This window comes from Flavobacterium azooxidireducens (assembly GCF_023195775.1).
Lineage (GTDB): Bacteria > Bacteroidota > Bacteroidia > Flavobacteriales > Flavobacteriaceae > Flavobacterium > Flavobacterium azooxidireducens.
This window is the reverse complement of record NZ_CP096205.1, coordinates 1,404,567-1,427,720: the sequence shown is the minus strand read 5'-3', so window position 1 is coordinate 1,427,720 and position 23,154 is coordinate 1,404,567. Positions and strand designations below refer to the sequence as shown.

Genomic DNA, 23,154 nt, shown 5'->3' with positions numbered 1-23,154 from the left:
TTTTGATATTAAAAAAGTAGAATAATTTTTGTAATAAAAAGTACTTTTTGTTTGGAAGATGATATTCCACATCTTGAAATGAAGAGGGGATAGTTCAAACTATCAGTTTGTTTAAAAAAAAAAAGTAGGTATGTTGTTCAAATACAACAACACTGATTTTTTTCTTATATTTGTAATAACTAAATTAAATTAGAAATGACACCACTTAATATAACCATTCATCCACAAGATGACGCACAAATAGAAGCTGTAAAAGCATTTATGAAAGCCTTGAAAATTAAGTTTGAGATTTCTAAAGACAAACCATTTTCCCTAACTGGTGAGCAACAAAAGCAATTGGATGACCAAGTTGGTTTAGATAAAAAACACTACACCGATGCAGAAACAGTTTATGGTGATTTAAAAAACAAGTATGGCTTATAAGATCATTGTTTCTCCCATTGCGTTGAAAAATATTGATAGTGCCTTAGAATATTATATCGAACAAGCCAGCAAAAAAGTAGCTCTTGCATTTCTTGATGATTATCAAAAAGTATATAAAGCCCTTCAGAAAAATCCTTTCTATCAATTTCACGACAGTAATTACAGGTACTTACCATTTAAAAAGTTTCCTTTCATCGCTTTTTTTATTGTAGATGAGCCCACAAAAACAGTTTTTCTGAATGCAGTTTTTAATACGCATCAAAACCCTGATAAAATAGAAAAGCTGTGATATCTTTTAGATTTTAAAAACAACCCTACACCTTCGTAATCACCAACTCCACCCGTCTATCCAATTCCGGACTTTTGCCCAACGGTTTTGTGTTTCCGTAGCCTTTAAAAGTCATTCTGGCTTTGGGTACTTTCTTTAAGATGAGGTATTTGTAAACCGCTTCCGCACGGTTGTGCGACAGTTTTCTTTTTTTGGTTCCTTTGTCTATGGCTTCTTTGTGGTTGGGCGGCGTGCAACACACATGACCTTGAATTTCGATGTTGATGTTTTTGTTTTTCAACAACATGCGAGCCATTTTGTCTAATTGATTTTTACTTTTTAGGGTGAGTTTGCTGCTTCCTCTTTCAAAAATCATGTCAGAAAGCATGATGCGGTCGCCCACAATATTTTCTTTGTCAAACATTGCATAGACACCGGGAATTTTTAGATCTTCTTCGGGTTGCGGTTTCATATTTAATACCACGTCCACCCGACGGTTTTTGGAACGGATTTCAGGAAGATTTTCTTCAATATCATCGTCAATCAAAATGCGACCTTTTCCTTCAATTGTCACAATAATTTTGCTTTTGATGCCGCTTTTGGTGATTTCCGCTTTTACTTTATTGGCCCTTTCGGTAGATAATTTTCGGTTATAATCATCTTTTCCAACATCATCACAGTAGCCAAAAATTTCGATGCTTTCTACTCTTGTACTGTCTGTTTTTTGAATAAAATTGAGTAATTCGGTTGCATATTTTGCTTCAACATCCGATTTATTGGTTTGAAAATAGATTGATTGAACAATTTCTTCTTGAGCAAAAAGTCCAAAACTCATCAGTAATAAAATGCCCGAAACCCACTTTTTTATCATTTTATAAGAATTTTATTGTATTCGGAAGCATTTGCCAAAATAGAAGTCGCTTTTTTAACTTCAGAATTATTTTGAATATAATATTGATAAAGTCCTTCTTTGTATTGATAGCGTTTGATTAATTCGTCTAACAACAATTCTTTAATTTCCGATTGATTTTTGTTCAGCTGAATATCTTCACTTTTTCGCAAAGCAGTCATCAAATTTTGGTACTCGGTTTTGATGTTTTCGTCTATTTTTTCAACTTGAGCAGCTTCTAATGTCTTTTTTAATTGCTTTTCTGTTTCTGTGTCAAACGAGAAGTTTTCTTTCTTTAAAAACGCTTTAAAGTCATTAAAATCGGCATCGGAAATGCTTGGAATTTTTGTCCCTAAATTCGGATTTTTATAAAAATAAACCGTAGCAAAATTAAAAACAGCATCATTTCGTTGAAGAGCTTCGGCTATCGAACTCAATTTTGTTTCTTCCAATTCCACATCCGGCTGAATACCTCCGCCATCATACACCGTTCTTCCTTTTTTGGTTTTAAAAGCATTAAAATTTTTGGAATCGGTTTTGATGGCTTTTCCGTTAACGTCTTTTTTGGAATAATCCAACGCCTGAATACATCTGCCGGAAGGTGTGTAATAACGAGAAATCGTCACTTTTACTTGTGTTCCATACGTTAAATCCAACGGACGTTGCACTAAACCTTTTCCAAAACTACGACTTCCCACCACAATGGCACGGTCTAAATCTTGCAAAGCACCCGCCACAATTTCGCTGGCAGAAGCACTTTTTCCATCTACCAAAACCACTACCGGAATATCTAAATCGATGGGTTCACGAGTGGTTTTATAGGATTGATTGTGTTTGTCAATTTTTGATTTGGTGGTTACAATCACTTCGCCTTTTGGCACAAATAGGTTGCAAATATTCACGGCTTCGTTCAGCAATCCACCCGGATTTCCGCGTAAGTCTAAAATGATTCGTTCGGCTCCTTGTGTTTTTAAATCCAACAAAGCAGCTTGGGTTTCAAACGATGCTTTTCGGTTGAATTGCGAAAGCACGATATAACCGGTTTTTTCATCTACTTTTCCATAAAACGGAACGGCTTTCACTTCCACTTCGTCTAACACAATCGTAGCATTTTGTGTTTTTCCTTGACGGATGAACTTCACATCAACTTTAGTGTTTTTGGCACCTCGCATCAAGGCAGAAGCATCTTCTTTGTAGTCTTTTAGATTGACATCGCCAATTTGAAAAATCTCATCGCCGGCTTTCAATCCAGCTTTGTCGGCAGGATAACCTTTATACGGTTCTTTAATGATGATTTTACCGTCTTTTCGAGTAATCATCGCACCAATTCCGGTGTATTCGCCTGTGTTGTTGATTTTAAATTTCACCACATCACCTTCATTAAAATAATTGGTGTACGGATCTAAATCGGCCAACATACTTTTGATTGCTTTGTCCATCATTTCACCCGGATTTGTTTCGTCAACATAGTTCATATTCACGGTTTTAAACAAATTAGTGAAGATTTCAATTTGCTTGGCGATTTCAAAAAAATCTTCTCTGAAACTACTTCCAACAAGTAAAAATCCACTTAAAATTACGGGAATGATATAGCGTTTTTTGAATTTTTTAAACATGAAAAAAGGTATTATATTTTTTGATTGACTTAATAAATAGAAACAAAGTGGCATCTAAATTAAGAATAAAATTGTAATAAACTGTTGATATAACGTTAAACCCGTTCGATAAAGTATCAAATGCAGTTTTGTAACTCAAAAATCAGACCGATTTGATCTCCTTAATAAACTTTTCGAAAAGTTGAATCGTTTTTTGATTCATTTCTTCAAAAGTCATTGCTTCTTTGCTTTGGTAAAAAAACATAATGGCATAGGGTTTATCGATGTTTTCCAATAAGATTTTTTTGTTTAACCGATAACATTCACGCAGCAACCGTTTGTAGTAATTTCGATCGACTGCTTTTTTAAAATATTTCTTTGAAACCGAAACCCCGAACTTAATTTTCTCTTCGTTCTCCAATTCCACCGGAGCAAAAACCAACCGCAACGGATACTTGGAAACCGATTTCCCATCCGAAAACAGTAAATCAATCTGCTTTTGGCTTTTAAGTTTTTCGTGTTTGGGATAGGTGAAGGTCATGCGGCAAAAGTACGAAAAGGTTTTGAGTGTGGAGAATTGGATTGAAAAGTTAAGTTTTGAGCTATTTTGAATTATTTATAACTGGTAATTTAACACTTTTATTATATTTTACTTGTTTCATGTTCCTCAACAGAATAAAATATAACTTTGTGCAAGTGAACCCGAACCGTTTAGAATCAAATTAATATGAAAGTAAAAGCCATTCTTTTTGCATTGCTACTTACAGTTTTGAATTCATGTAAAACCTATACCATTCCGCCGGAAAATTTTAAAAAACAACTTTCGAAAGTTGAAAATCAGCATCAAAAAACAATTTATCAAGCCTATGATCTTGACAATTTGGTGGTATATGATAGTAAGGGAAATGCAACCACGCTGCCCAATTCTCCAACTATAGAAATGCAGGTTACGCAAAAGAACGGTAAAAAAAATGCCTTCTTTTTTGATACAGTTTTTATAGAAAACGACACGTTGAAAGGAGAAAAATCGAGAATTTTAGGGTTGATGAACCACGTTCCGTTTGATCAAATAACCAAAATAGAAGTGCAAGAAGGAGTAAAAACACACTACCAACGAAGTGCTGAATTTAAAGTCCTGAAAATTGATGAAAAAGTAGATAGAATGAAGGAAGATTTAGGAGAGTTTACAGAAAAACCCAATTTTCCTATTGATTCTATTGCTATTAGTTATTCACATTCTGAAAATAGGCACTATGCGGTAGCAAATTTTAAACAAAGCAAAACAGAAATTACCTTTATTTTCTATAAAAATAACAACAACTTAATTCGAATTTTAACCAGAGAAAAAAGTCCGATTGATGAAGAGGTCTCGTATATAAATTCATTTTATGTGGAAAACAATAAAATTTTTTATGAAAAGAACTTTGTCACTACAAATGAAACAAAAGGAAGCATAAAAAAGGATTACGAGTTTTACCGATTCAACAAAGCCTTAGAAGCTCGTGTTTTAAAAGGAGTTTCGTTGGAAATTTATAAGGAATTGGAGAAAATGATCAACTAATTTTTTGCTAAATCATTATTTGCAACCATTTCTCACCTTTTTTCAGGTCGATTAAAAATAAAGTAATACGTCGCAGAACGTATTTTACCACGTCCATAGACGTATTCTACCACGTCCCCAGACGTATTTTATCACGTTCTGTACCGTATTATAATACGTTCCGAACCACTTTTACCACGTTGCCTAACGTATTTTACCACGTCCTTGGACGTATTCTACCACGTCCCCCAACGTATTTTACCACGTCTCCTACCGTATTAAAATACGTCCCCTACCGTATTTTACCACGTTCTGAACTACTTTTACCACGTCCCCTAACGTATTTTAATACGTTCCGAACCCATTTTACCACGTCTACTAACGTATTTTAATACGTCCAACAACCCCTTTTACCACGTTGGTAGACGTATTTTAATACGTTCGGAACCACTTTTAATACGTTACCCAACGTGGTAAAAGTAGTTTAGAACCCCTTTTAATACGTTACCTAACGTGGTAAAACCAGTTTGACAACCTATAAAAAGTAGTTTAAGACGTGATAAAAGTAGTTTGAAACGCCAAAAAAGTAGTTGACCAACGTATAAAAAGTGGTTTTTGGGTAGGGAAATGGGGTTTTGGATGGGTGGATTGGGGGAATTTGGTTTGGAATTGTTAAAGTGTTAATTTTTTTTGTAATTTGGTGGGGAATTAAAAATAATTCAATCAAGGATATAATTATAAATAGCGGTAAATATTTGTAACAAAATATTTGAAAGACTATTCACCATTTGCACACATTTAGTATGAAAAAAACAGTAGGGAAACCCGAAAACTGGCAAGATTTTGAATTACTCTGTAAAAAACTATGGGGTGAAGTATGGGATATTTCCAGCTCTATAAAAAAGAATGGAAGATTAGGTCAAGAACAAGCAGGAGTAGATGTTTATGGAATCCCCAAAAACAAAAATAATTATTGGGGAATACAATGTAAAGGGAAAGATGACTATACAAACGCCAAATTAACGAAAGCAGAAATTGACAAAGAGATTGACAATGCAAAAAATTTTAAACCTAAATTGGAAACTTACATTATTGCAACAACAGCTAATAAAGATGCTAAAATTGAAGAATATGTCAGAATAAAAGATTTTGAGAGTCGAAAAAATGGTATGGAAATACATCTTTTTTGTTGGGAAGATATTGTCGATTTGCTTGAAGAATATAATGATGTATATAATTGGTACTTAAGTGGTATAGGGCAAAAAGATAAATTTGATTTCACAATATCGTTTAATGATTTTCAAAAAGAATTAACACTTAAACCTATCTTCGAAAAAAATATAACTAAATACATTTTAACTAAAAAAAGCCAACATGAATTTATCCTTAGTAAATTAGAAAAAAAATCCTTTACTCCAATTTCGCATTGGGATTTAATAAGAAAAATTCATTTCCCAAGTAAAGTAAATAAATCTTGGTGCGATTTTGAAATCAACCTTGAAAACTCCGGTAAAAAAGTGATTGAAGATTGGAAATTTAAATTAAAATTTATTGATGGTATAAGGCATATTTTCGATGAATTCGAAAGTATTCATTCGACGTCAACCCCTTTAAATTTGAGAAAAGTTTATGTTTCAGATGATAAAAAATCACTAACATATTATCCTCTCAAAAATGAACCATTAATTCAGAAAGATTATAGAATTTTTGATGTTTCTATACTTCCAAAACATGAAATAAATATAATAACAGTTGAATGGGAATTACTTGCTCGTGATTTCAATACAAATGGAAAAATTGAAATTCATGTAATTCCTGAATATATTGAAAAAGTAGAAACTTTTGAAGTAATGTTGGTAGAAGAATTAATTGCAGACAAAGTAATTATTTCTGACCATGTTATTGACACCGTATCATCCTGCTAGTGTGAGTGTCAAGCTCGAACCTACAAACAAAATTTTTAATGAATAAAAGAGCAATTACCTAAATGACCAAAAGAAAAATCATCTTACTCCATATTCTACTGTTTTTAGTATTAACAGCGGTGTTGTTTTTCTATTCTGAGCGTTTATTAAATATTTTTGCCCCGGGTTATCATGATGTTTTTATGTGGTTGAATTTAATTATCTATGGAACAATTGGGATTTTGATTTTAACGATAATTTCGTGTTTTGTTTTTATAAGAAAAAGATGACTGATAAAGAATTACAAGAAATAGAAACCAGATGTGTTTCTGGGACTAAAGGTCCTTGGATTGCTATGATTGAAGGAATAACGCATACTAGCGGTTCTGATTTTATAATGACAGGCGTTGAAAATTCAAACGAATATCAAAATCCTGAAAGAGGAGAAGACCTTTATTTGACAAATGGAATGAAGGAAGATTTGATTTTTATTGCAAACGCAAAACAAGATATACCAAAATTAATAGCAGAAATAAGAAGACTGAAAAGAGTATAATTCCTAAGCTCTCCAAACTCTTCTTTACTAACACGAAGCTCAGCGATGGTCACAGATATTTAAAGTTATGGATACAAGTATTATACTTTTATCGGTTATTTTTACCCTCGTCTTAGTTGCTTTTATATATCAAAATATACAAGACAGAAAGTTGTTGAATACTGTCACGAAATCTCACCGAGGCACACGAACAGAAAGGTTAATGGTTTTATATCTTTTGAAATCTGGGATTCCACACCAAACCATCTTTCATGATTTATATTTAAAAAAACAAAGTGGAAATTATTCTCAGATTGACTTGGTAGTTGCCACAAAAGTTGGGATATTAGTTTTCGAAGTAAAGAAATATAATGGTTGGATTTTCGGATTTGCAAATCAAACCTATTGGACACAAGTATTAGCTTATGGTAAACATAAATATCGCTTTTACAATCCAATCTTTCAAAACAAAAAACATATTCAAGATTTAAAAAAGCAATTACCCCAATTTCAAAATGTTCCTTTCTACTCGATAATTGTTTTTTTTGGAAACTGTAGTTTCAGAAACCTAGATTACGTCCCAGATAGTACATTCTTGGTAAAATCACATAGGGCAATTAAAGTAGTAAAAGAAATCTTAGAACGAAATGAACCAGCCACCTACGTTAACAAAAGAGAAATAGTAAATCTTTTTAATTCAGCGGTGCTAAACGGAGAAAGTCAGGAAATTAAAGCAAAGCACATTCAAAATATAAAACGGAATTTCGGATAATAAACTCGACCTCGCAGCATACAAAAAAAAATCCGAACCTAAGTCCGGATTTCCTTCTAATTTCCTTTCGGATAAATATTATTCTCTTGATTCACATCGGCCATTAAACCACTCGGGTCAATCACCACCGATTTAATTTTTGATTTTTCCTGTGAAAGTGGCAATTCATACGTTGGATATGCCCAATCCCAGCCTTTTACAACCGTTCGTTTTACTTGTGGATACGGGTTTTCTTTTTCCCATCGCATTAACGGGTTTGGGATGTAAAAACTTTCTACGGTACCGTCTTCATAAGCTACCAAAATATCTAGCGGCATTGGCATTCTTCCGATGCGTTCGAGGGTTAGTTTACCGCTGTCATCTATGTTTTTAATGCTATAATCTATTGTGTTGGTCGTTTGTGTCCAATCCACCAAATACCAATCTAAAACTGCTCCCGAAATACGTTCGGCAGTACGTTTAAAATCGTTTGGCGTTGGATGCGTAAACTGATAATCGTGGTAAAACCGTTTTAAGGTTTTAAACATGTTATCCATCCCAATTACATAAGCCAATTGGGTCAAGAAAACTGTTCCTTTGCTGTACGAAGAAATGCCGTATACCATATTTTCATCATACCGATCGGCATGCGTAGATTGCGGTTGCTCACGACCAGTGCTCACCATGTAGAAATAGTTGTTGTAAGCACTTTGAAATGGGTTGTCGTCTTCTTTTTTGTTTTTAGGAGGCATTATTTCGGACATTGCCAAATCGGAAATGAAGGAAGTAAACCCTTCGTCCATCCATTCGTGCTTACTTTCGTTGGTTGCCAACACGTGTTGAAACCAAGTGTGAGCCAATTCGTGAGCAGTAACACCCACCAAACTGCCCAACGAGCGTTTTCCGGTGATGAGGGTACACATCGCATATTCCATACCACCATCGCCACCTTGAATAACTGAATATTGTTTATAGGGGTAAACGCCAATTGTTTTATTGAAGAAGCTTAATAATTCCGCTGTTTTAGGTTGTAAAGTCTTCCAATTTTCAAGGATTTCTTTATCATTTTTATAGAAAAAATGGAGCTCGACACCGTTTTCTCCGATGATTTTATCGTGAATGTAGTCGTCATCCGCACCCCAAGCAAAATCGTGCACCATCGGAGCTACAAAATGCCAGGTTAGGTTTTTGGTTTTTTTAGGATGTTTGACTTCTAGACCTTCGTCTTGGTAGCCGTGACCGATTTCGTTTTTGTTTTGCAAATAGCCCGAAGCACCAATGGTATAATTTTTATCAATCGAAATTTTTACGTCATAATTTCCCCAAACACCGTGAAATTCTCTGCCAATGTAAGGGTCGGCGTGCCATCCTTCAAAATCAAATTCACAGATTTTCGGATACCATTGCGTCATTGAAAGAGCGACTCCTTCCGCACTGTTTCTTCCTGAACGACGCACTTGCTCCGGTACTTGTCCGTCAAAATCCAATGTGAATGTCGATTTTGATTTAGGGAGAATTGGTTTTACTAACGTAACTTCCAAAATGGTTCCCACTACTTTTGTCGCAGCAACTTGTCCGTCTTGTTTAAAATTATTGATTTTTAAATACCCAATTTGATCAGGTTTTAAGGTGGAAATTCTACTTTCTTTGACTTCTTTGTCGCCTACTTTAAAACTTTTCACCATTCGTTTATCGGGATCGGTAATCGTTTTTAGTCGAATATCCATTTCGCTTCCCGGTTGAAACGCATTAAAATACAAATGATAAAACACTTTGCGAAGCGTGTCGGGTGAATTGTTGGTGTATTCTAATTCCTGAGTTCCTTTGTATTGAAAGGTTTTCACATCCATAAAGAAATCCATTTTATAATCGGCTTGTTGTTGCCAATAGCCTGGATTTGGATTGTTTTGAGCGGAAAGAAAATTAGAAAAAACAATAAAAAGAAGCACGGTAGCCTTTCTCATAAAAATAGATTTAGGATTTATTTTGAAACTTTTCCGGTTGATTTAGCCAATCTATCCGCCATCAACAACGCATTATACGCATTCACAATTTTTCCCGAAGTAGATAATTCTGAGAACGGCAATTTGTTTGTTGGATCTCCAGCTACAACTACAGTTTTGTTGATCGCAACGCCGCTTTCTTTCAAAATTTGTTTTACTTGCGGAGCGGTTAACGTTGGATAATACGAACGAATTAAAGCCGCAACTCCCGCTGCGTTTGGCGATGCCATTGAAGTTCCTTGTTGGTGTTCGTATTCGTTGTTTGGAACGGTAGCATAAATTTTTACACCGGGAGCAAAAACATCTACATCGGTTTTCCCGTAGTTTGAAAAATCAGCGACAGTTTTTGAACCATAATCAAAGTTTAAAGCACCAATCTTGATGAAGTTGTCTGCAATTTCAGTATCGCCAACTCGATCATTTGGAAAACTTTCTACGATGTTTAAATCATCACCATCATTTCCGGCAGCGTGAACGAATAAAACATCTTTGCTTGCCGCATATTTAATGGCATCATAAACCCATTCTTTTTGAGGAGAAAATCCTTTTCCAAAACTTCCGTTGATAATTTTCGCACCGTTATCAGCCGCATAGCGAATGGCAAGAGCGATATCTTTGTCGTATTCATCTCCATTAGGAACGGCACGAATCGCCATAATTTCTACGTTAGTTGCCACACCATCACCACCTAAATTATTTCCTCGAACTTGAGCAATAATTCCCGCAACGTGCGTTCCGTGTAACGCGTGTTTTTTATCTGGACCCCAAACTTGGTTGTTTCCATAGAATTTGGTTGAAAAATCTTCGTAGTTATCACCTAAAATTTTTCGACCATCGTATTCTGTGTTCAAATTGTAGTTCAATTGATCATAAACGTGCTCTTCATATTCTTTTACGCCTTTCATAAATTCTTCGCGGGAAGAATTAGCTAAAAATTGCATCATCGCCATTTTGTAATTTCCCAATGTTGGATTGGTGGTTAAGATCGATTTTACATCTTGTAAGGTGTAATCTTCTTTTTTTAAATGTTCTAAAATTCCTTTATCAGCAGCAACAATAAAATCGATTTGTTGTTTGTTCATCAATGCTTCCTGCTTTTTTTCTTCCAATTTTTTCGAAGCATTTTTATAGGTTTCAGAACCATCATCGCCTTTTCGTACGATGCGAGTCATTTCTAGTGTTTCATTCACCACATCGCCTAAAAAGTTCCAACCGTGAATATCATCGATATAACCGTTATTGTCATCGTCAATTCCGTTACCGGGAATTTCTTTAGCGTTTGTCCAAACACGACCTTTTAAATCTTCGTGTTCAATATCGGTTCCGCTATCAATTACGGCAACAATTACTTTTTGACCTTTTTTGTTTTTTAACAATTCTTCATACGCACGATCGACACTCATACCGGGAATCGTGTCTTTAATTAAATCTAAATGACTCCAACGTAACAATTCGGCATCAGAAATTTTACTGTTTTTTAATGGAACCGTTTCAGAAGATAATGGTTTTAAATTAGTGAAGGATGATTTTGAAGCTCCACATCCGGTTAAAATTAGAGCAGATAAAAGAGTAAATGCTGTTGAACGTATCAATTTCATAGTTAATGATTTGTAAATTTAATGTAAAAGGCAAATTTCATAAAAAGAAGTTCTAAAACCACATATTTTTGATTTTTTTTATGATTATTATCTAATTGTTGAACCGATAGAATTTCGATACAAAGATTCCGTCAGTTGAAAAGGTTGCTGTCATTCTACTTTAAGCAGAATAAATGGATGTTATAACCGACAAGCTTAACATCACTAAATAGGTGATAATTCGTAACATAACTGATTCGTTTTTTTGATTGATGATTGAAACTATTTACAATTTTGACTGATTTTTTTCAAAACCCGATCCACAATTTCTAATTCAGCTTGATTAATTCCGGTTAGTGCGATTTGACGGTTTTCTAGAACTACTTGATATACTTTTTCGATGGTTTTTGAACCCAATTTTGTGATTTTTAGGACAGATTTTCTTCTGTCGTTTTGATCTGTTTTACGTTCTAAATAATCTGATTTTACTAATAATTCGATGATTCGAGTAACGGAAGCATTGTCTTTAAAAACCCTATCAGCCAATTCATTTTGGGCAATATCAGGGTTTTCATTGATTGTTTTTAGTACAAGCCATTGGTCTATCGTTATTTTTAATCCGTTGTCTTTTAATCGTTTTTGTGCAAACATTCGATAGGTTCGAATACTTTGATCCATAGAATAAAAAATAACACTACTGATTTTTTCCATATTATAATTTTAATCAAAATTAAAAATGATTTATCAATAATTGATATATCAAATAAACATTTAGTACAAGTTTAACAATTTGTAATGATTGAATTTTAAAGGTTTAGGATGTCCTTACACGAAAAAACCTCTTTCAAACGAACGCCTTTTTCAGTTTTTTCAACAGTGATAATTTCGTTGTGAGCATCGTGTTCTAAAAACAAATAGTAGTTGTTTTCGGCAGCGGTTGTTAAAAATTTTGCTTTTTCATCCAACGTTAAAAGCGGTCTGGTGTCATAACCCATCACATACGGAATTGGAATATGACCAGCCGTAGCCAATAAATCCGCACAAAAAACAATGGTTTTATCTTCGTATTTGATGTGAGGAAGCATTTGCTTTTCAGTATGACCATCCGCATAAAAAATTCCGAAATCCATTTCTTCCGAAAAACCAAAATCACTGTTTGGTCTTTTGATAAAATTCAACTGACCACTTTCTTGCATCGGAATGATATTTTCGTGCAGAAAAGACGCTTTTTCACGAGAATTGGGTTTAGTTGCCCATTCCCAATGATTTTCATTCGTCCAGAATTTTGCATTTTTGAAAGCGACTTCATAACCGGTTTTATCTTTATTCCAATTGACGCTTCCGCCACAATGGTCAAAATGAAGGTGCGTCATAAAAACATCGGTTACATCATCCCGATGAAAACCATATTTTGCCAACGATTTATCTAATGAATGTTCGCCCCAAAGCGAATAATAACCAAAAAATTTATCTGATTGTTTATTGCCCATTCCGGTGTCAATCAACGTCAATCGATTTCCATTTTCAATCAACAAACAGCGTGCAGCAATGTCGATGAGGTTGTTCTCGTCTGCCGGATTTGTTCGGTTCCAAATGGTTTTCGGGACAACGCCAAACATAGCTCCGCCGTCGAGTTTAAAGTTTCCGGCTTCAATGGGGTATAGTTTCATTTTTTAAAATTTTTTGTTTCCGTGTAATGTTGCTTGCTGTATTCTTTTTTGAATTTTTACTATTGAAATCGGTTTTTTAAGAACAGGAGGGTCTATACTAGGGTCAATATCTTCAAAATAATTAATAGCTCTTAAGGCAATTAATTTATTAGAATGTTTGTATTTTATTTCATAAAATCCCAACATTTGATTCAATGAAAAATGCTCAAGTAAAAAATAAATATCTATAAAATCTTTAAGACGTTTCCCTGAATTTTGTATCGCGTGTAGTTTCATAGCACAAATATCTTCCAAGGAAAGATATGTAATTCCCTCTTCAGAAATAGGCTCATTAATTAGTGGATAATTGTGCCGAATAAAATCAGTTTTTATTTCATTTATTGAGCAGACAATAGTGTTTTTACGATTATAAACTAATTTTAAATCAAATAAATGTAGAAGATTTTCTAAAAGTTCATTGTCATTAAATTCGTCTTGAGTGAATAAATCAATGTCAATTGAATTTCGATGGCCAAGTTTTAATGCTAATGCCGTTCCGCCAACTAAATAAAAATCTTTGAGATAATCAAGCGATTGAAGTTCCTGAATCAAATTGAAAGTTTCAGGATGAATGATAAAAGGATCCTTACACAGCATAAAGCATATCAGATTTTAAGAAAAAAAGACTAAAATCCTTATCTCTTTTATCAAGCTGAGCAGACCATTCAATGGTTTCCAAAATTTTTTCTTTAGGATAAAACCGTATCATCTCTTTCCAATCATTGATAGTACCCAATTGTAAAACACGTTCAATAACAATTTTATACGATTTGTCGTAGTTAAATGTTTTTAGATCATATTCCCAAAGAAGGAACGCTGGAATGTTTGGTTTATCATTTTTTTGCATACTACAAAATTAATAAAAAAACAGTGTATTTCCGAGTCAAAATCAATTTTTTCTATCTATCCATTCGTTATAAAAATGTTAGGAATCCTTTTAAAATTCCTATTTTGATGTATCTTTGCAGTTAATTTAGACAAAATCAAAATAGCAAATGATTAAAGTTTCAGATACAGCCAAAAAGAAAATCATCAATTTGATGGAAGATGATGGTTTTGATGCTGCCCGAGATTACGTTCGAGTTGGCGTAAAAAGTGGTGGTTGTTCCGGTTTGTCTTATGATTTAAAATTTGACAAAGAAATTGGAGAAAACGATAAAGTATTCGAAGACAACAATATACGAGTAGCAGTTGAAAAGAAAAGTTTCCTTTATTTAGCCGGAACCATATTAGAATTTTCCGGTGGTTTAAATGGAAAAGGATTTGTATTTAATAATCCAAATGCGAACAGAACGTGTGGTTGCGGAGAAAGTTTTTCGCTTTAAAAACTAAACTATTAAGATAGAAAACTTAATGTTTCTTAATCTCTTAATGGTTTAAAAAAAATTAAAAAAATGGCAAAATATACAGAGGACGATTTAAAAGTTGAACTCGAAAGCAAAGAATACGAATACGGATTTTACACCGAATTAGACTCGGAAACGTTTCCTATTGGGCTAAATGAAGACATTGTCCGTGCGATTTCTATGAAAAAAGAAGAGCCACAATGGATGACCGATTGGCGTTTGGAAGCTTTTCGTGCTTGGCAAGAAATGATCGAACCGGATTGGGCAAATGTACATTATGAAAAACCCGATTTTCAAGCAATTTCGTATTATTCCGCTCCAAAAAAAGCAGATCCAAATAAAACACTAGACGATGTTGATCCGGAATTATTAGCGATGTATAAAAAGCTGGGAATTTCGATTGATGAACAGAAAAAAATGAATAATGTGGCGATGGATATTGTGGTGGATTCGGTTTCTGTAGCTACAACGTTCAAAAAGACATTAAACGAAAAAGGAATTATTTTCTGTTCGATTTCTGATGCAATTAAAGAGCATCCGGATTTAATTCAGAAATATTTAGGAACGGTTGTTCCGCAAAGAGATAATTTTTATGCGGCTTTGAATTCCGCCGTTTTTTCAGATGGAAGCTTTTGTTATATTCCAAAAGGCGTTCGTTGTCCGATGGAATTATCAACTTATTTCCGAATCAATCAAGCCGGAACAGGTCAGTTTGAAAGAACGTTATTAATTGCCGATGAAGGCAGTTATGTTTCGTATTTAGAAGGTTGTACCGCTCCAAGTCGTGACGAAAATCAATTGCACGCCGCTGTGGTTGAATTGATTGCGATGGATGATGCCGAAATAAAATATTCAACCGTTCAAAACTGGTATCCCGGAAATAAAGAAGGAAAAGGTGGTGTTTTTAATTTTGTAACGAAAAGAGGCTTGTGCGAGAAAAACGCAAAAATTTCTTGGACACAAGTTGAAACCGGTTCGGCCATTACGTGGAAATATCCTTCCGTTATTTTAAAAGGAAATAACTCGATTGGTGAGTTTTATTCAATAGCCGTAACCAATAATCATCAACAAGCCGATACCGGAACAAAGATGATTCATTTAGGGAAAAACACTAAATCGACTATCATTTCCAAAGGAATTTCTGCCGGAAAATCACAAAATAGTTACCGAGGTTTGGTTCGAATTAGTGCCAATGCCGATAATGCCAGAAACTTTTCGCAATGTGATTCGCTTTTGATGGGAAATAATTGTGGAGCACACACGTTTCCGTATATCGAAAGTAAAAACACATCTGCCAAAATTGAACACGAAGCAACGACTTCCAAAATTGGAGAAGATCAAGTTTTTTATTGCAACCAACGTGGTATTCCAACCGAAAAAGCAATTGCTTTAATTGTAAATGGTTTCAGCAAAGAAGTATTGAATAAATTACCAATGGAATTTGCAGTTGAAGCTCAGAAATTGCTAGAGATTTCGTTGGAAGGTTCAGTAGGATAATAAAACTAATAGTTATGGATATAATTTTAAAAAACGTAAAGAAAAAAGATTTTCCACTTTTAAAAAAATTGGCAAAATCACTTGGTTTTGAAATTGTTGAAAAAATCGAGAAACCCTACAATCCCGAATTTGTTAAAGAAATTTTGGAAGCAGAACAAAGTATCAAAGACGGAAAAGGTGTGAAAATAAAATTGGAAGATTTGTGGAAGTAGTTTATTCTGAAAAGGCTCAAAAAGATCGTGAGTTTTGGAAAAAATCTGGAAACAAAGCAATAATGAATAAAATTTCAGCTTTGATTGAAGATATTCAATTACATCCTTTTGAAGGCATAGGAAAACCAGAACCTTTGAAACATCAACTTTCGGGTAAATGGTCAAGAAGAATAAATCAAGAACACCGAATTATTTATCAATTAATCGACGAAAACACAATTGAAATTTTAAATATTTTGTCTTTAAAAGGACATTACGAATAGGTTTAATAAACCTGAAACATTAAACTTGAAACAAAACACAAAATGTTAAGCATAAAAAATTTACACGCTTCCATCGAAGACAAAGAAATATTAAAAGGCATCAACCTTGAAATAAAAGCGGGAGAAGTGCACGCCATTATGGGTCCGAACGGATCAGGAAAAAGCACACTTTCTGCTGTAATTGCCGGAAATGAAACGTTTGATGTAACCGAAGGTTCTGTTGAATTATTAGGCGAAGATTTAGCCGATTTAGCTCCCGAAGAACGTGCTCATAAAGGTATTTTCTTATCGTTTCAATATCCGGTGGAAATCCCTGGAGTTTCGGTAACGAATTTTATGAAAACGGCTATCAACGAAACCAGAAAAGCTAATGGAAAAGAAGAAATGCCGGCAAATGAAATGCTGAAACTCATTCGTGAAAAATCAGAATTATTAGAAATTGATCGTAAGTTTTTATCTCGTTCGTTAAACGAAGGTTTTTCGGGTGGAGAAAAAAAACGTAACGAAATTTTTCAAATGGCGATGTTGGAACCCAAATTAGCCATCTTAGACGAAACCGATTCAGGTTTAGATATTGATGCATTGCGAATTGTGGCCAATGGTGTGAATAAATTGAAAAGCCAGGACAATGCTGTTTTAGTAATCACGCATTATCAACGTTTATTAGATTATATAATCCCTGATTTTGTACACGTTTTGATGGACGGAAAAATCGTAAAATCCGGCGGAAAAGAACTAGCTTACGAGTTAGAAGAAAAAGGATACGATTGGATAAAAAGTGAATTGGTTTAACACAATATTGTCATGCTGACGAAGGAAGCATCTCATTATGAGATCACTCGTTCCTCGGACACGAGAACTATTCTCGAATTGGCGAAGCAATGACAAAAGAATAACAAAATGGATTTAAAAGAAAAATTAGTATCATCCTTCATGGCCTTTGAAGAACGAATCGATGTAACCGCCGAGTTACACGACATTCGAACTTCTGCCATCAAAAACTTTGAAAACAAAGGTTTCCCAACCAAAAAAGAGGAAGCTTGGAAATATACATCATTAAATACCGTACTAAAAAACGACTTTTCTGTTTTCCCAAAAAGAGAAAATTCAATTGAATTTAAAGATGTCAAGAAATTTTTTCTACACGAAATTGACACCTACAAATTAGTGTTTATCGATGGAAAATTCAGTTCGTTTATGTCGTCAACAACGCACGAAGGAATTGACGTTTGCTTACTTTCTTCGGTGCTGACAAAGCCAAAATACAAAATGGTTTTGGACACCTATTTTAACCAAATCGCTAGTAAAGACGAGAGTTTAACAACTTTAAATACTGCTTTTGCACAGGAAGGAGCGTTCATCAACATCCCGAAAAGTAAAGTGGCTGATAAACCAATTGAAATCATTCATTTCTCTACCGGAGTTGAAAGTGCGTTAATGGTACAACCTCGAAATTTGATTATTGTAGGTGAAAATGCTCACGTGCAAATCATCGAACGTCATCAAAGTTTGAACAGTAATCCGGTGTTGACCAATTCGGTAACCGAAATTTTTGCTCAAAAAAGAGCGATTGTCGATTATTATAAAATTCAAAACGACGAACAAACCGCCAACTTAATTGACAACACTTATATTTCTCAAAAACAAGAGAGTAGAGTAGCGGTTCACACGTTTTCTTTTGGTGGAAATATCACCCGAAACAACCTGAATTTCTATCATTTTGGTGAACGAATCGATTCAACTTTAAAAGGAATCACGATTATTGGCGACAAGCAACACGTGGATCATTACACCTTAGTAAATCATGCCACGCCCAATTGCGAAAGCCATCAAAACTATAAAACCATCCTAGGTGGAAGTTCCACCGGCGTTTTCAACGGAAAGATTTTCGTGGAAAAAGAAGCCCAAAAAACAGATGCTTTTCAACAAAATAACAACATTTTATTAAGCGATAAAGCCACCATCAACGCCAAACCACAATTGGAAATTTTTGCCGATGATGTCAAATGTTCACACGGTTGCACCATTGGTCAATTAGACGAAAGTGCGATGTTCTATATGCAACAACGCGGAATTCCTAAAAAAGAAGCCAAAGCGTTATTGCTGTATGCATTTTCCAACGAAGTGATCGAAAGCATCAAAATACCTGAACTCAAACAACGCATCACGAAAATTATTGCGATGAAACTGGGTGTGAATTTGGGGTTTGATTTGTAGGGTTTATCCTCATTTTGTGTCATTTCGACCAGAGGGAGAAATCACATAATCGAAGTATATTTTTTAAATATTTGAAGCGAATGGTTCGGGCATTTTCAGCCAACCATTTTCCCGCTTTCCGTTCCAATTTTTTGTTCCCGAGCAAAGCTCGCCAACAAAAAGATTTCCACTGCAACCTGCCTGCCGGTAGGCAAGGTCGGGGCTAAAAGATAAACTGTATTGAGTTTCAGGAAAATTTCTTCAAACCTTTCGGTTAAATTATCAATTTGGCAGATGAAATTTTTGGGTAAAATTTGCAGAAAATAAGTAGTCAAAAAAAAATCTACAATAGCAATAGCTTTTAGGTGATAGGTTAACAATATAGTTCGCAAAACTACATTTCACCTTCCCATTCAGCATAAAATTGGCTCAAAAATGTTTCCATAAAACGGTGACGTTCTTGAGCTAATTTTTTTCCGGTTTCGGTATTCATTTTATCTTTTAGAAGAAGTAATTTTTCATAAAAATGATTCAAAGTGGGCGAATCACTGTTTTTGTATTCTTCTTTGCTCATGTTTAGTTTTGGAGCAATAGTTGGGTTATATAAAGCTCTGTTTTTAAAACCACCATAATTAAAAGCTCTTGCAATTCCGATTGCTCCTAAAGCATCCAATCGATCGGCATCTTGTACGATTTCTAATTCTTTGGATGAAAAAGTTTTTTCAAAATTCCCGCCTTTAAACGAAATATTTTTGATGATTTGAATCACATGCTCGATTATTTCTTCGGAAACATTTTCGCTTTCTAAAAATTTTCTAGCAGTTTTTGGGCCAATTTCTTCATCTCCATTATGAAATTTTGAATCGGCAATGTCGTGTAATAAAGCTCCTAATTTCACAACGGTAACATCACAAACTTCTTCTTGAGCAATTAAAACAGCATTTTTAAAAACGCGTTCGATGTGAAACCAATCGTGACCGCCTTCGGCATCTTGGAGTTTTTCTTTTACAAAAAGAATAGTTTTATCAATCAAAGACATTTCAAATTATTTTTTGGAATTTAATACAATATCTATTTCTAAATATTTCAAAGAATGCATGGTACTCAGAGCAAAAGCTGCTGCTGAAGCACTAAAAACAGAATAATCAAAAGCTCCTTTAATTCCGGTTGAAAATGTCATTGACAAAGCAAAAATTAGCAATAGATAACCACTTAATTTTGCAAAATATTCCGTTCGGTAACCGATCATCAAACAAACTGCAAAGACAATTTCTAAAACAGTTGCTAATAATCCTATCGTTGAAACAGTACTTTTGGGCAACCAAGGATTTATCATTTGCGTATAACTTAAAAAGTTGTCCCAATTTCCCCAAACGGCTATTTCTTTATTCCAAAAACCAAGTCTGTCAGCTACTGCAGACAAGAAACTAATAGCAACAGCAAGTCTAAGAAAAATTTTTATTGCTTTCATAAGTGTAACGAGTTGATATAATTTACTTCACCAAAGCAGGTTGCACCCATTTAAACACATGTCCGGTTTCCGGAATAACTAATCGTTCAGAAATTTTGGCCATTCTAGCCGGAAGTTTCATCAAATAATCACGGGCTTTTTCGGCTTCATCTGTCAAACCGTTCATTTGATCAATTTTCCATTTATCGATTAACTTTTGCATAATATCAACATAATCAGCCGCCGTGTAAACACCAATTCGTTGAGCAGAATCGGAAAACTGTTCAAAAGCGGAACTAATTTTTTGTCCCGATTCACGTAAAAAATGAGCCGGCATCACAATTTTTTGTTTCATCATATATTGAAAAGCCAACATCATTTCGCTCGGATCAACTTGAAAAATTTGGTTCACAAATTCACTGTACGCATGATGATGACGCATTTCATCGCCTGCAATCAATTTGCACATTTTAGACAATTTGTTGTCTCCATATTTCTTTGCCATTTGAGCCACACGATTGTGTGAAACATACGTAGCTAATTCTTGAAAACTGGTATAAACAAAGTTTTTGTATGGATCTTTTCCGGTTCCGATATCAAATCCATCATTAATAAGGTGTTGCGTAGTCATTTCGATTTCACGCATGTTTACTCTTCCGGAAAGATAAAGGTATTTGTTAAGCAAATCACCGTGACGGTTTTCTTCGCCCGTCCAACTTCTCACCCATCTTGACCAACCGTTTCTTTCTTCATTATCAACGCCTTCTACTTCCATCAACCACGATTCATAGGTTGGCAAAGCTTCTTCGGTAATGGTATCTCCTACCAACGTTACCCAGAAATCATAAGGTAAATCTTTTGCAATTTCACGCAATTCTTTTACTTCTTCAAAAAAAGTTTCTTTTTCAGAATCCGGTAACAAATCGGATGGTTGCCAAATTTGTTCTACCGGAATTAAGTAATCGTTCATAAAAGTATCGACCTTTTTTTCCAGCAACTGCATCACTTCTAAACGAATGTTTTTTATAGACATAATTTTAATTTTTTATTCCGCTAATCACGGCATTTTCTGTTCTTTGCATCATTTCTTCGAACGTCATTCCCTTTACAGGAAAAGGTTCTTGTATTGTAAATGTAATTTTATTTCCCAATCCCATCGGAAATTGCCCAAATCGATTCATTTTCCATGAGTTATTAATTGAAATCGGTACAATATAAGCCGAAGGAGAGTATTTATACAAAATTTTCAAGCCATTTTCTGAAAATTTCTTGGGAACACCTGTTTTACTTCGAGTTCCTTCAGGAAAAATAACGGTTGAGCGATTGTGTTTTTCAATGTATTCACCCATCACTCTAATAGCAGACAACGCTTGTTTTGGATCTTTCCTATCTATTAAAACGGAACCTCCGTGTCTTAAATTGTATGAAACGCTTGGAATTCCCTTGCCGAGTTCTTTTTTACTGACAAATTTGGGATGCCAATCTCGCATAAACCAGATAATTGCAGGAATATCATACAGACTTTGGTGGTTAGCCACAATTATTATCGGCACACCTTTAGGTAACTTTTCTCTGTTTTGAAAATCATAGGTAGTTCCCAGTAAATGTGTGGTTCTAACTAAGAAAAAGTTTAAAATACTCACGCTTTTTTTATGAGCTTCGTAACCAAACCAATTAAAACAAATCCATTGAATAGGATGAAATATACACAAAAACAACCCAAAAGTTAGGTAATAAATAACCGAAATCGGATATGAGATAATTTTGTGCATTGAGTTTTGGAATCATTGCAAAAGTAAGAAATCAAAATAACTTAGCCGATTGCTTTTGTGGAAAAATAAATTATTTACACATCAAAAAAAAAAGTATTTTTACACAAACAATTCTTTATTAAAATTAAAGCCAAATTATTATGAGTTCAGAAAAAGAAGCCAAATTAAAAGCCTTGCAACTAACACTTGATAAGCTAGATAAAACCTACGGTAAAGGCACGGTGATGAAAATGGGTGACAAAGCGGTAGAAGAAGTAGAAAGTATTTCATCCGGTTCACTTGGTCTAGATTTAGCACTTGGCGTAAACGGATATCCAAAAGGAAGAATTATAGAAATATATGGTCCGGAATCTTCAGGAAAAACTACTTTAACGCTTCACGCTATTGCTGAAGCTCAAAAAGCAGGTGGAATTGCTGCATTTATTGATGCTGAGCATGCTTTTGACAGAAATTATGCAGAAAAATTAGGTGTTGATATTGAAAATTTAATCATTTCGCAACCGGATAATGGTGAACAAGCCTTAGAAATTGCTGAAAACTTAATTCGTTCGGGAGCAATTGATATTGTTGTAATTGACTCGGTTGCAGCCTTAACTCCTAAAAGTGAAATTGAAGGCGAAATGGGTGATTCCAAAATGGGATTACATGCTCGTTTGATGTCGCAAGCATTAAGAAAACTTACTGCTACGATTAGTAAAACACATTGTACCGTTTTCTTTATCAATCAATTACGTGAAAAAATTGGTGTAATGTTCGGAAATCCTGAAACGACTACTGGTGGAAATGCGTTAAAATTCTATGCTTCCATTCGTTTAGACATCAGAAGATCATCACAAATTAAAGACGGTGAAAATGTAATTGGAAACAGAACCAAAGTAAAAGTTGTTAAAAATAAAGTAGCTCCACCTTTCAGAACAGCCGAATTTGACATTATGTATGGAGAAGGAGTTTCAAAAACAGGAGAAATTTTAGACTTAGCCGTTGAATTTGAAATTATCAAAAAAGCAGGCTCATGGTTTAGTTATGGCGAAACAAAATTAGGTCAAGGTCGAGATGCAGTGAAATCTTTGATTAAAGACAATCCTGAATTAGCCGATGAACTTGAGGTAAAAATTAAAGACAAAATAAAAGAAGCTGAATAAACATAATAAACCCGAATTTTCGGGTTTTTTTATTAGTAATACGCAACCTTTTTAACTTTCGTGTATCTACAAAATATAATTA

Annotated in this window: 27 protein-coding genes; 13 read left to right on the top strand and 14 right to left on the bottom strand. The window is 34.4% G+C overall.

From position 1 onward, the window contains the following. Positions 1-195: 195 nt before the first annotated feature. Both M0M57_RS06350 and M0M57_RS06345 read left to right on the top strand, forming a co-directional pair. Positions 196-423, top strand: a complete 228-nt coding sequence (locus M0M57_RS06350; RefSeq protein WP_248436349.1) for a DUF2683 family protein — start codon at positions 196-198, stop codon at positions 421-423. Further along, positions 413-712: a type II toxin-antitoxin system RelE/ParE family toxin gene (locus M0M57_RS06345; RefSeq protein ID WP_248436348.1), complete on the top strand. Its 300-nt coding sequence runs from the start codon at positions 413-415 to the stop codon at positions 710-712. The genes M0M57_RS06350 and M0M57_RS06345 overlap by 11 nt, the downstream gene beginning before the upstream one ends. 25 nt (positions 713-737) lie before the next feature. Here the strand turns inward: M0M57_RS06345 and M0M57_RS06340 are convergent, their stop codons facing one another. The 3 genes from M0M57_RS06340 to rnpA all read right to left on the bottom strand — a co-directional run bounded on the left by M0M57_RS06340 (position 738) and on the right by rnpA (position 3,716). Next, positions 738-1,562 (bottom strand): OmpA family protein, encoded by an 825-nt coding sequence (locus M0M57_RS06340; protein ID WP_248436347.1) that lies wholly within the window; start codon positions 1,560-1,562, stop codon positions 738-740. Then, on the bottom strand, positions 1,559-3,196 hold the full coding sequence (locus tag M0M57_RS06335; RefSeq protein ID WP_248436346.1) for a S41 family peptidase: 1,638 nt from the start codon (positions 3,194-3,196) through the stop codon (positions 1,559-1,561). Before M0M57_RS06335 ends, M0M57_RS06340 begins: the two co-directional genes overlap by 4 nt. Before the next feature lie 142 nt (positions 3,197-3,338). Further along, positions 3,339-3,716 (bottom strand): ribonuclease P protein component, encoded by a 378-nt coding sequence (gene rnpA, locus M0M57_RS06330; protein ID WP_248436345.1) that lies wholly within the window; start codon positions 3,714-3,716, stop codon positions 3,339-3,341. A 186-nt stretch (positions 3,717-3,902) separates the two neighbouring features. On the opposite strand from rnpA, the gene M0M57_RS06325 reads away from it, so the two are divergent. The 4 genes from M0M57_RS06325 (at position 3,903) to M0M57_RS06310 (ending at position 7,926) form a co-directional block, all read left to right on the top strand. Continuing rightward, positions 3,903-4,736: a hypothetical protein gene (locus tag M0M57_RS06325; RefSeq protein WP_248436344.1), complete on the top strand. Its 834-nt coding sequence runs from the start codon at positions 3,903-3,905 to the stop codon at positions 4,734-4,736. Positions 4,737-5,518: 782 nt separating this feature from the next. Next, positions 5,519-6,640: a restriction endonuclease gene (locus tag M0M57_RS06320; protein WP_248436343.1), complete on the top strand. Its 1,122-nt coding sequence runs from the start codon at positions 5,519-5,521 to the stop codon at positions 6,638-6,640. 265 nt (positions 6,641-6,905) lie between these two features. Then, positions 6,906-7,175, top strand: coding sequence for a hypothetical protein (locus M0M57_RS06315; protein ID WP_248436342.1), 270 nt, complete (start codon positions 6,906-6,908; stop codon positions 7,173-7,175). Between the two features lie 202 nt (positions 7,176-7,377). Then, positions 7,378-7,926 carry a nuclease-related domain-containing protein gene (locus M0M57_RS06310; RefSeq protein ID WP_248436341.1) on the top strand — a complete coding sequence of 183 codons (549 nt, stop codon included), beginning with the start codon at positions 7,378-7,380 and terminating at the stop codon, positions 7,924-7,926. Between the two features lie 56 nt (positions 7,927-7,982). Here M0M57_RS06310 and M0M57_RS06305 read toward each other — a convergent pair whose 3' ends face one another. The 6 genes from M0M57_RS06305 to M0M57_RS06280 form a co-directional block, all read right to left on the bottom strand. Further along, positions 7,983-9,869: a M1 family metallopeptidase gene (locus M0M57_RS06305; RefSeq protein WP_248436340.1), complete on the bottom strand. Its 1,887-nt coding sequence runs from the start codon at positions 9,867-9,869 to the stop codon at positions 7,983-7,985. A 17-nt stretch (positions 9,870-9,886) separates the two neighbouring features. After that, complete coding sequence (locus M0M57_RS06300; RefSeq protein WP_248436339.1) at positions 9,887-11,506, bottom strand: S8 family peptidase; 1,620 nt, start codon at positions 11,504-11,506, stop codon at positions 9,887-9,889. Positions 11,507-11,767: 261 nt separating this feature from the next. Then, a complete protein-coding gene (locus tag M0M57_RS06295; protein ID WP_248436338.1) occupies positions 11,768-12,196 on the bottom strand; it encodes a MarR family winged helix-turn-helix transcriptional regulator in 429 nt (142 codons plus the stop codon). Between the two features lie 95 nt (positions 12,197-12,291). Continuing rightward, a complete protein-coding gene (locus M0M57_RS06290) occupies positions 12,292-13,155 on the bottom strand; it encodes an MBL fold metallo-hydrolase (protein WP_248436337.1) in 864 nt (287 codons plus the stop codon). 3 nt (positions 13,156-13,158) lie between these two features. Next, positions 13,159-13,791, bottom strand: coding sequence for a nucleotidyl transferase AbiEii/AbiGii toxin family protein (locus tag M0M57_RS06285; protein WP_248436336.1), 633 nt, complete (start codon positions 13,789-13,791; stop codon positions 13,159-13,161). Next, complete coding sequence (locus M0M57_RS06280; RefSeq protein WP_248436335.1) at positions 13,781-14,041, bottom strand: DUF6922 domain-containing protein; 261 nt, start codon at positions 14,039-14,041, stop codon at positions 13,781-13,783. Before M0M57_RS06280 ends, M0M57_RS06285 begins: the two co-directional genes overlap by 11 nt. Positions 14,042-14,189: 148 nt before the next feature. On the opposite strand from M0M57_RS06280, the gene M0M57_RS06275 reads away from it, so the two are divergent. The 6 genes from M0M57_RS06275 (at position 14,190) to sufD (ending at position 18,729) form a co-directional block, all read left to right on the top strand. Then, complete coding sequence (locus M0M57_RS06275; protein ID WP_188361480.1) at positions 14,190-14,519, top strand: HesB/IscA family protein; 330 nt, start codon at positions 14,190-14,192, stop codon at positions 14,517-14,519. A 69-nt stretch (positions 14,520-14,588) separates the two neighbouring features. Continuing rightward, positions 14,589-16,037, top strand: a complete 1,449-nt coding sequence (gene sufB / locus M0M57_RS06270; RefSeq protein WP_248436334.1) for a Fe-S cluster assembly protein SufB — start codon at positions 14,589-14,591, stop codon at positions 16,035-16,037. A gap of 14 nt (positions 16,038-16,051) precedes the next feature. Continuing rightward, positions 16,052-16,249 carry a DUF2683 family protein gene (locus M0M57_RS06265; protein WP_248436333.1) on the top strand — a complete coding sequence of 66 codons (198 nt, stop codon included), beginning with the start codon at positions 16,052-16,054 and terminating at the stop codon, positions 16,247-16,249. Beyond that, entirely contained in the window at positions 16,240-16,512 is a 273-nt protein-coding gene (locus tag M0M57_RS06260) for a Txe/YoeB family addiction module toxin (RefSeq protein ID WP_248436332.1), read from the top strand. Before M0M57_RS06265 ends, M0M57_RS06260 begins: the two co-directional genes overlap by 10 nt. A gap of 42 nt (positions 16,513-16,554) precedes the next feature. After that, complete coding sequence (gene sufC / locus M0M57_RS06255; RefSeq protein ID WP_248436331.1) at positions 16,555-17,304, top strand: Fe-S cluster assembly ATPase SufC; 750 nt, start codon at positions 16,555-16,557, stop codon at positions 17,302-17,304. 108 nt (positions 17,305-17,412) lie between these two features. Further along, on the top strand, positions 17,413-18,729 hold the full coding sequence (gene sufD / locus M0M57_RS06250; RefSeq protein ID WP_248436330.1) for a Fe-S cluster assembly protein SufD: 1,317 nt from the start codon (positions 17,413-17,415) through the stop codon (positions 18,727-18,729). A 95-nt stretch (positions 18,730-18,824) separates the two neighbouring features. On the opposite strand, the gene M0M57_RS06245 is transcribed toward sufD, so the two are convergent. From M0M57_RS06245 to M0M57_RS06225, 5 genes are read right to left on the bottom strand one after another with little or no spacing between them, the layout of a single operon-like run. After that, a complete protein-coding gene (locus M0M57_RS06245) occupies positions 18,825-19,088 on the bottom strand; it encodes a hypothetical protein (protein WP_248436329.1) in 264 nt (87 codons plus the stop codon). Between the two features lie 14 nt (positions 19,089-19,102). After that, entirely contained in the window at positions 19,103-19,747 is a 645-nt protein-coding gene (locus M0M57_RS06240) for an HD domain-containing protein (protein ID WP_248436328.1), read from the bottom strand. Positions 19,748-19,753: 6 nt separating this feature from the next. Further along, a complete protein-coding gene (locus M0M57_RS06235) occupies positions 19,754-20,179 on the bottom strand; it encodes a DoxX family protein (RefSeq protein WP_248436327.1) in 426 nt (141 codons plus the stop codon). 22 nt (positions 20,180-20,201) lie between these two features. Next, complete coding sequence (locus tag M0M57_RS06230) at positions 20,202-21,191, bottom strand: acyl-ACP desaturase (RefSeq protein WP_248436326.1); 990 nt, start codon at positions 21,189-21,191, stop codon at positions 20,202-20,204. 4 nt (positions 21,192-21,195) lie between these two features. Continuing rightward, positions 21,196-21,930 (bottom strand): lysophospholipid acyltransferase family protein, encoded by a 735-nt coding sequence (locus tag M0M57_RS06225; protein ID WP_248436325.1) that lies wholly within the window; start codon positions 21,928-21,930, stop codon positions 21,196-21,198. 140 nt (positions 21,931-22,070) lie between these two features. Here M0M57_RS06225 and recA point away from each other — a divergent pair, with 140 nt between their 5' ends. After that, positions 22,071-23,072: a recombinase RecA gene (recA, locus tag M0M57_RS06220; protein WP_248436324.1), complete on the top strand. Its 1,002-nt coding sequence runs from the start codon at positions 22,071-22,073 to the stop codon at positions 23,070-23,072. Positions 23,073-23,154 lie beyond the last annotated feature (82 nt).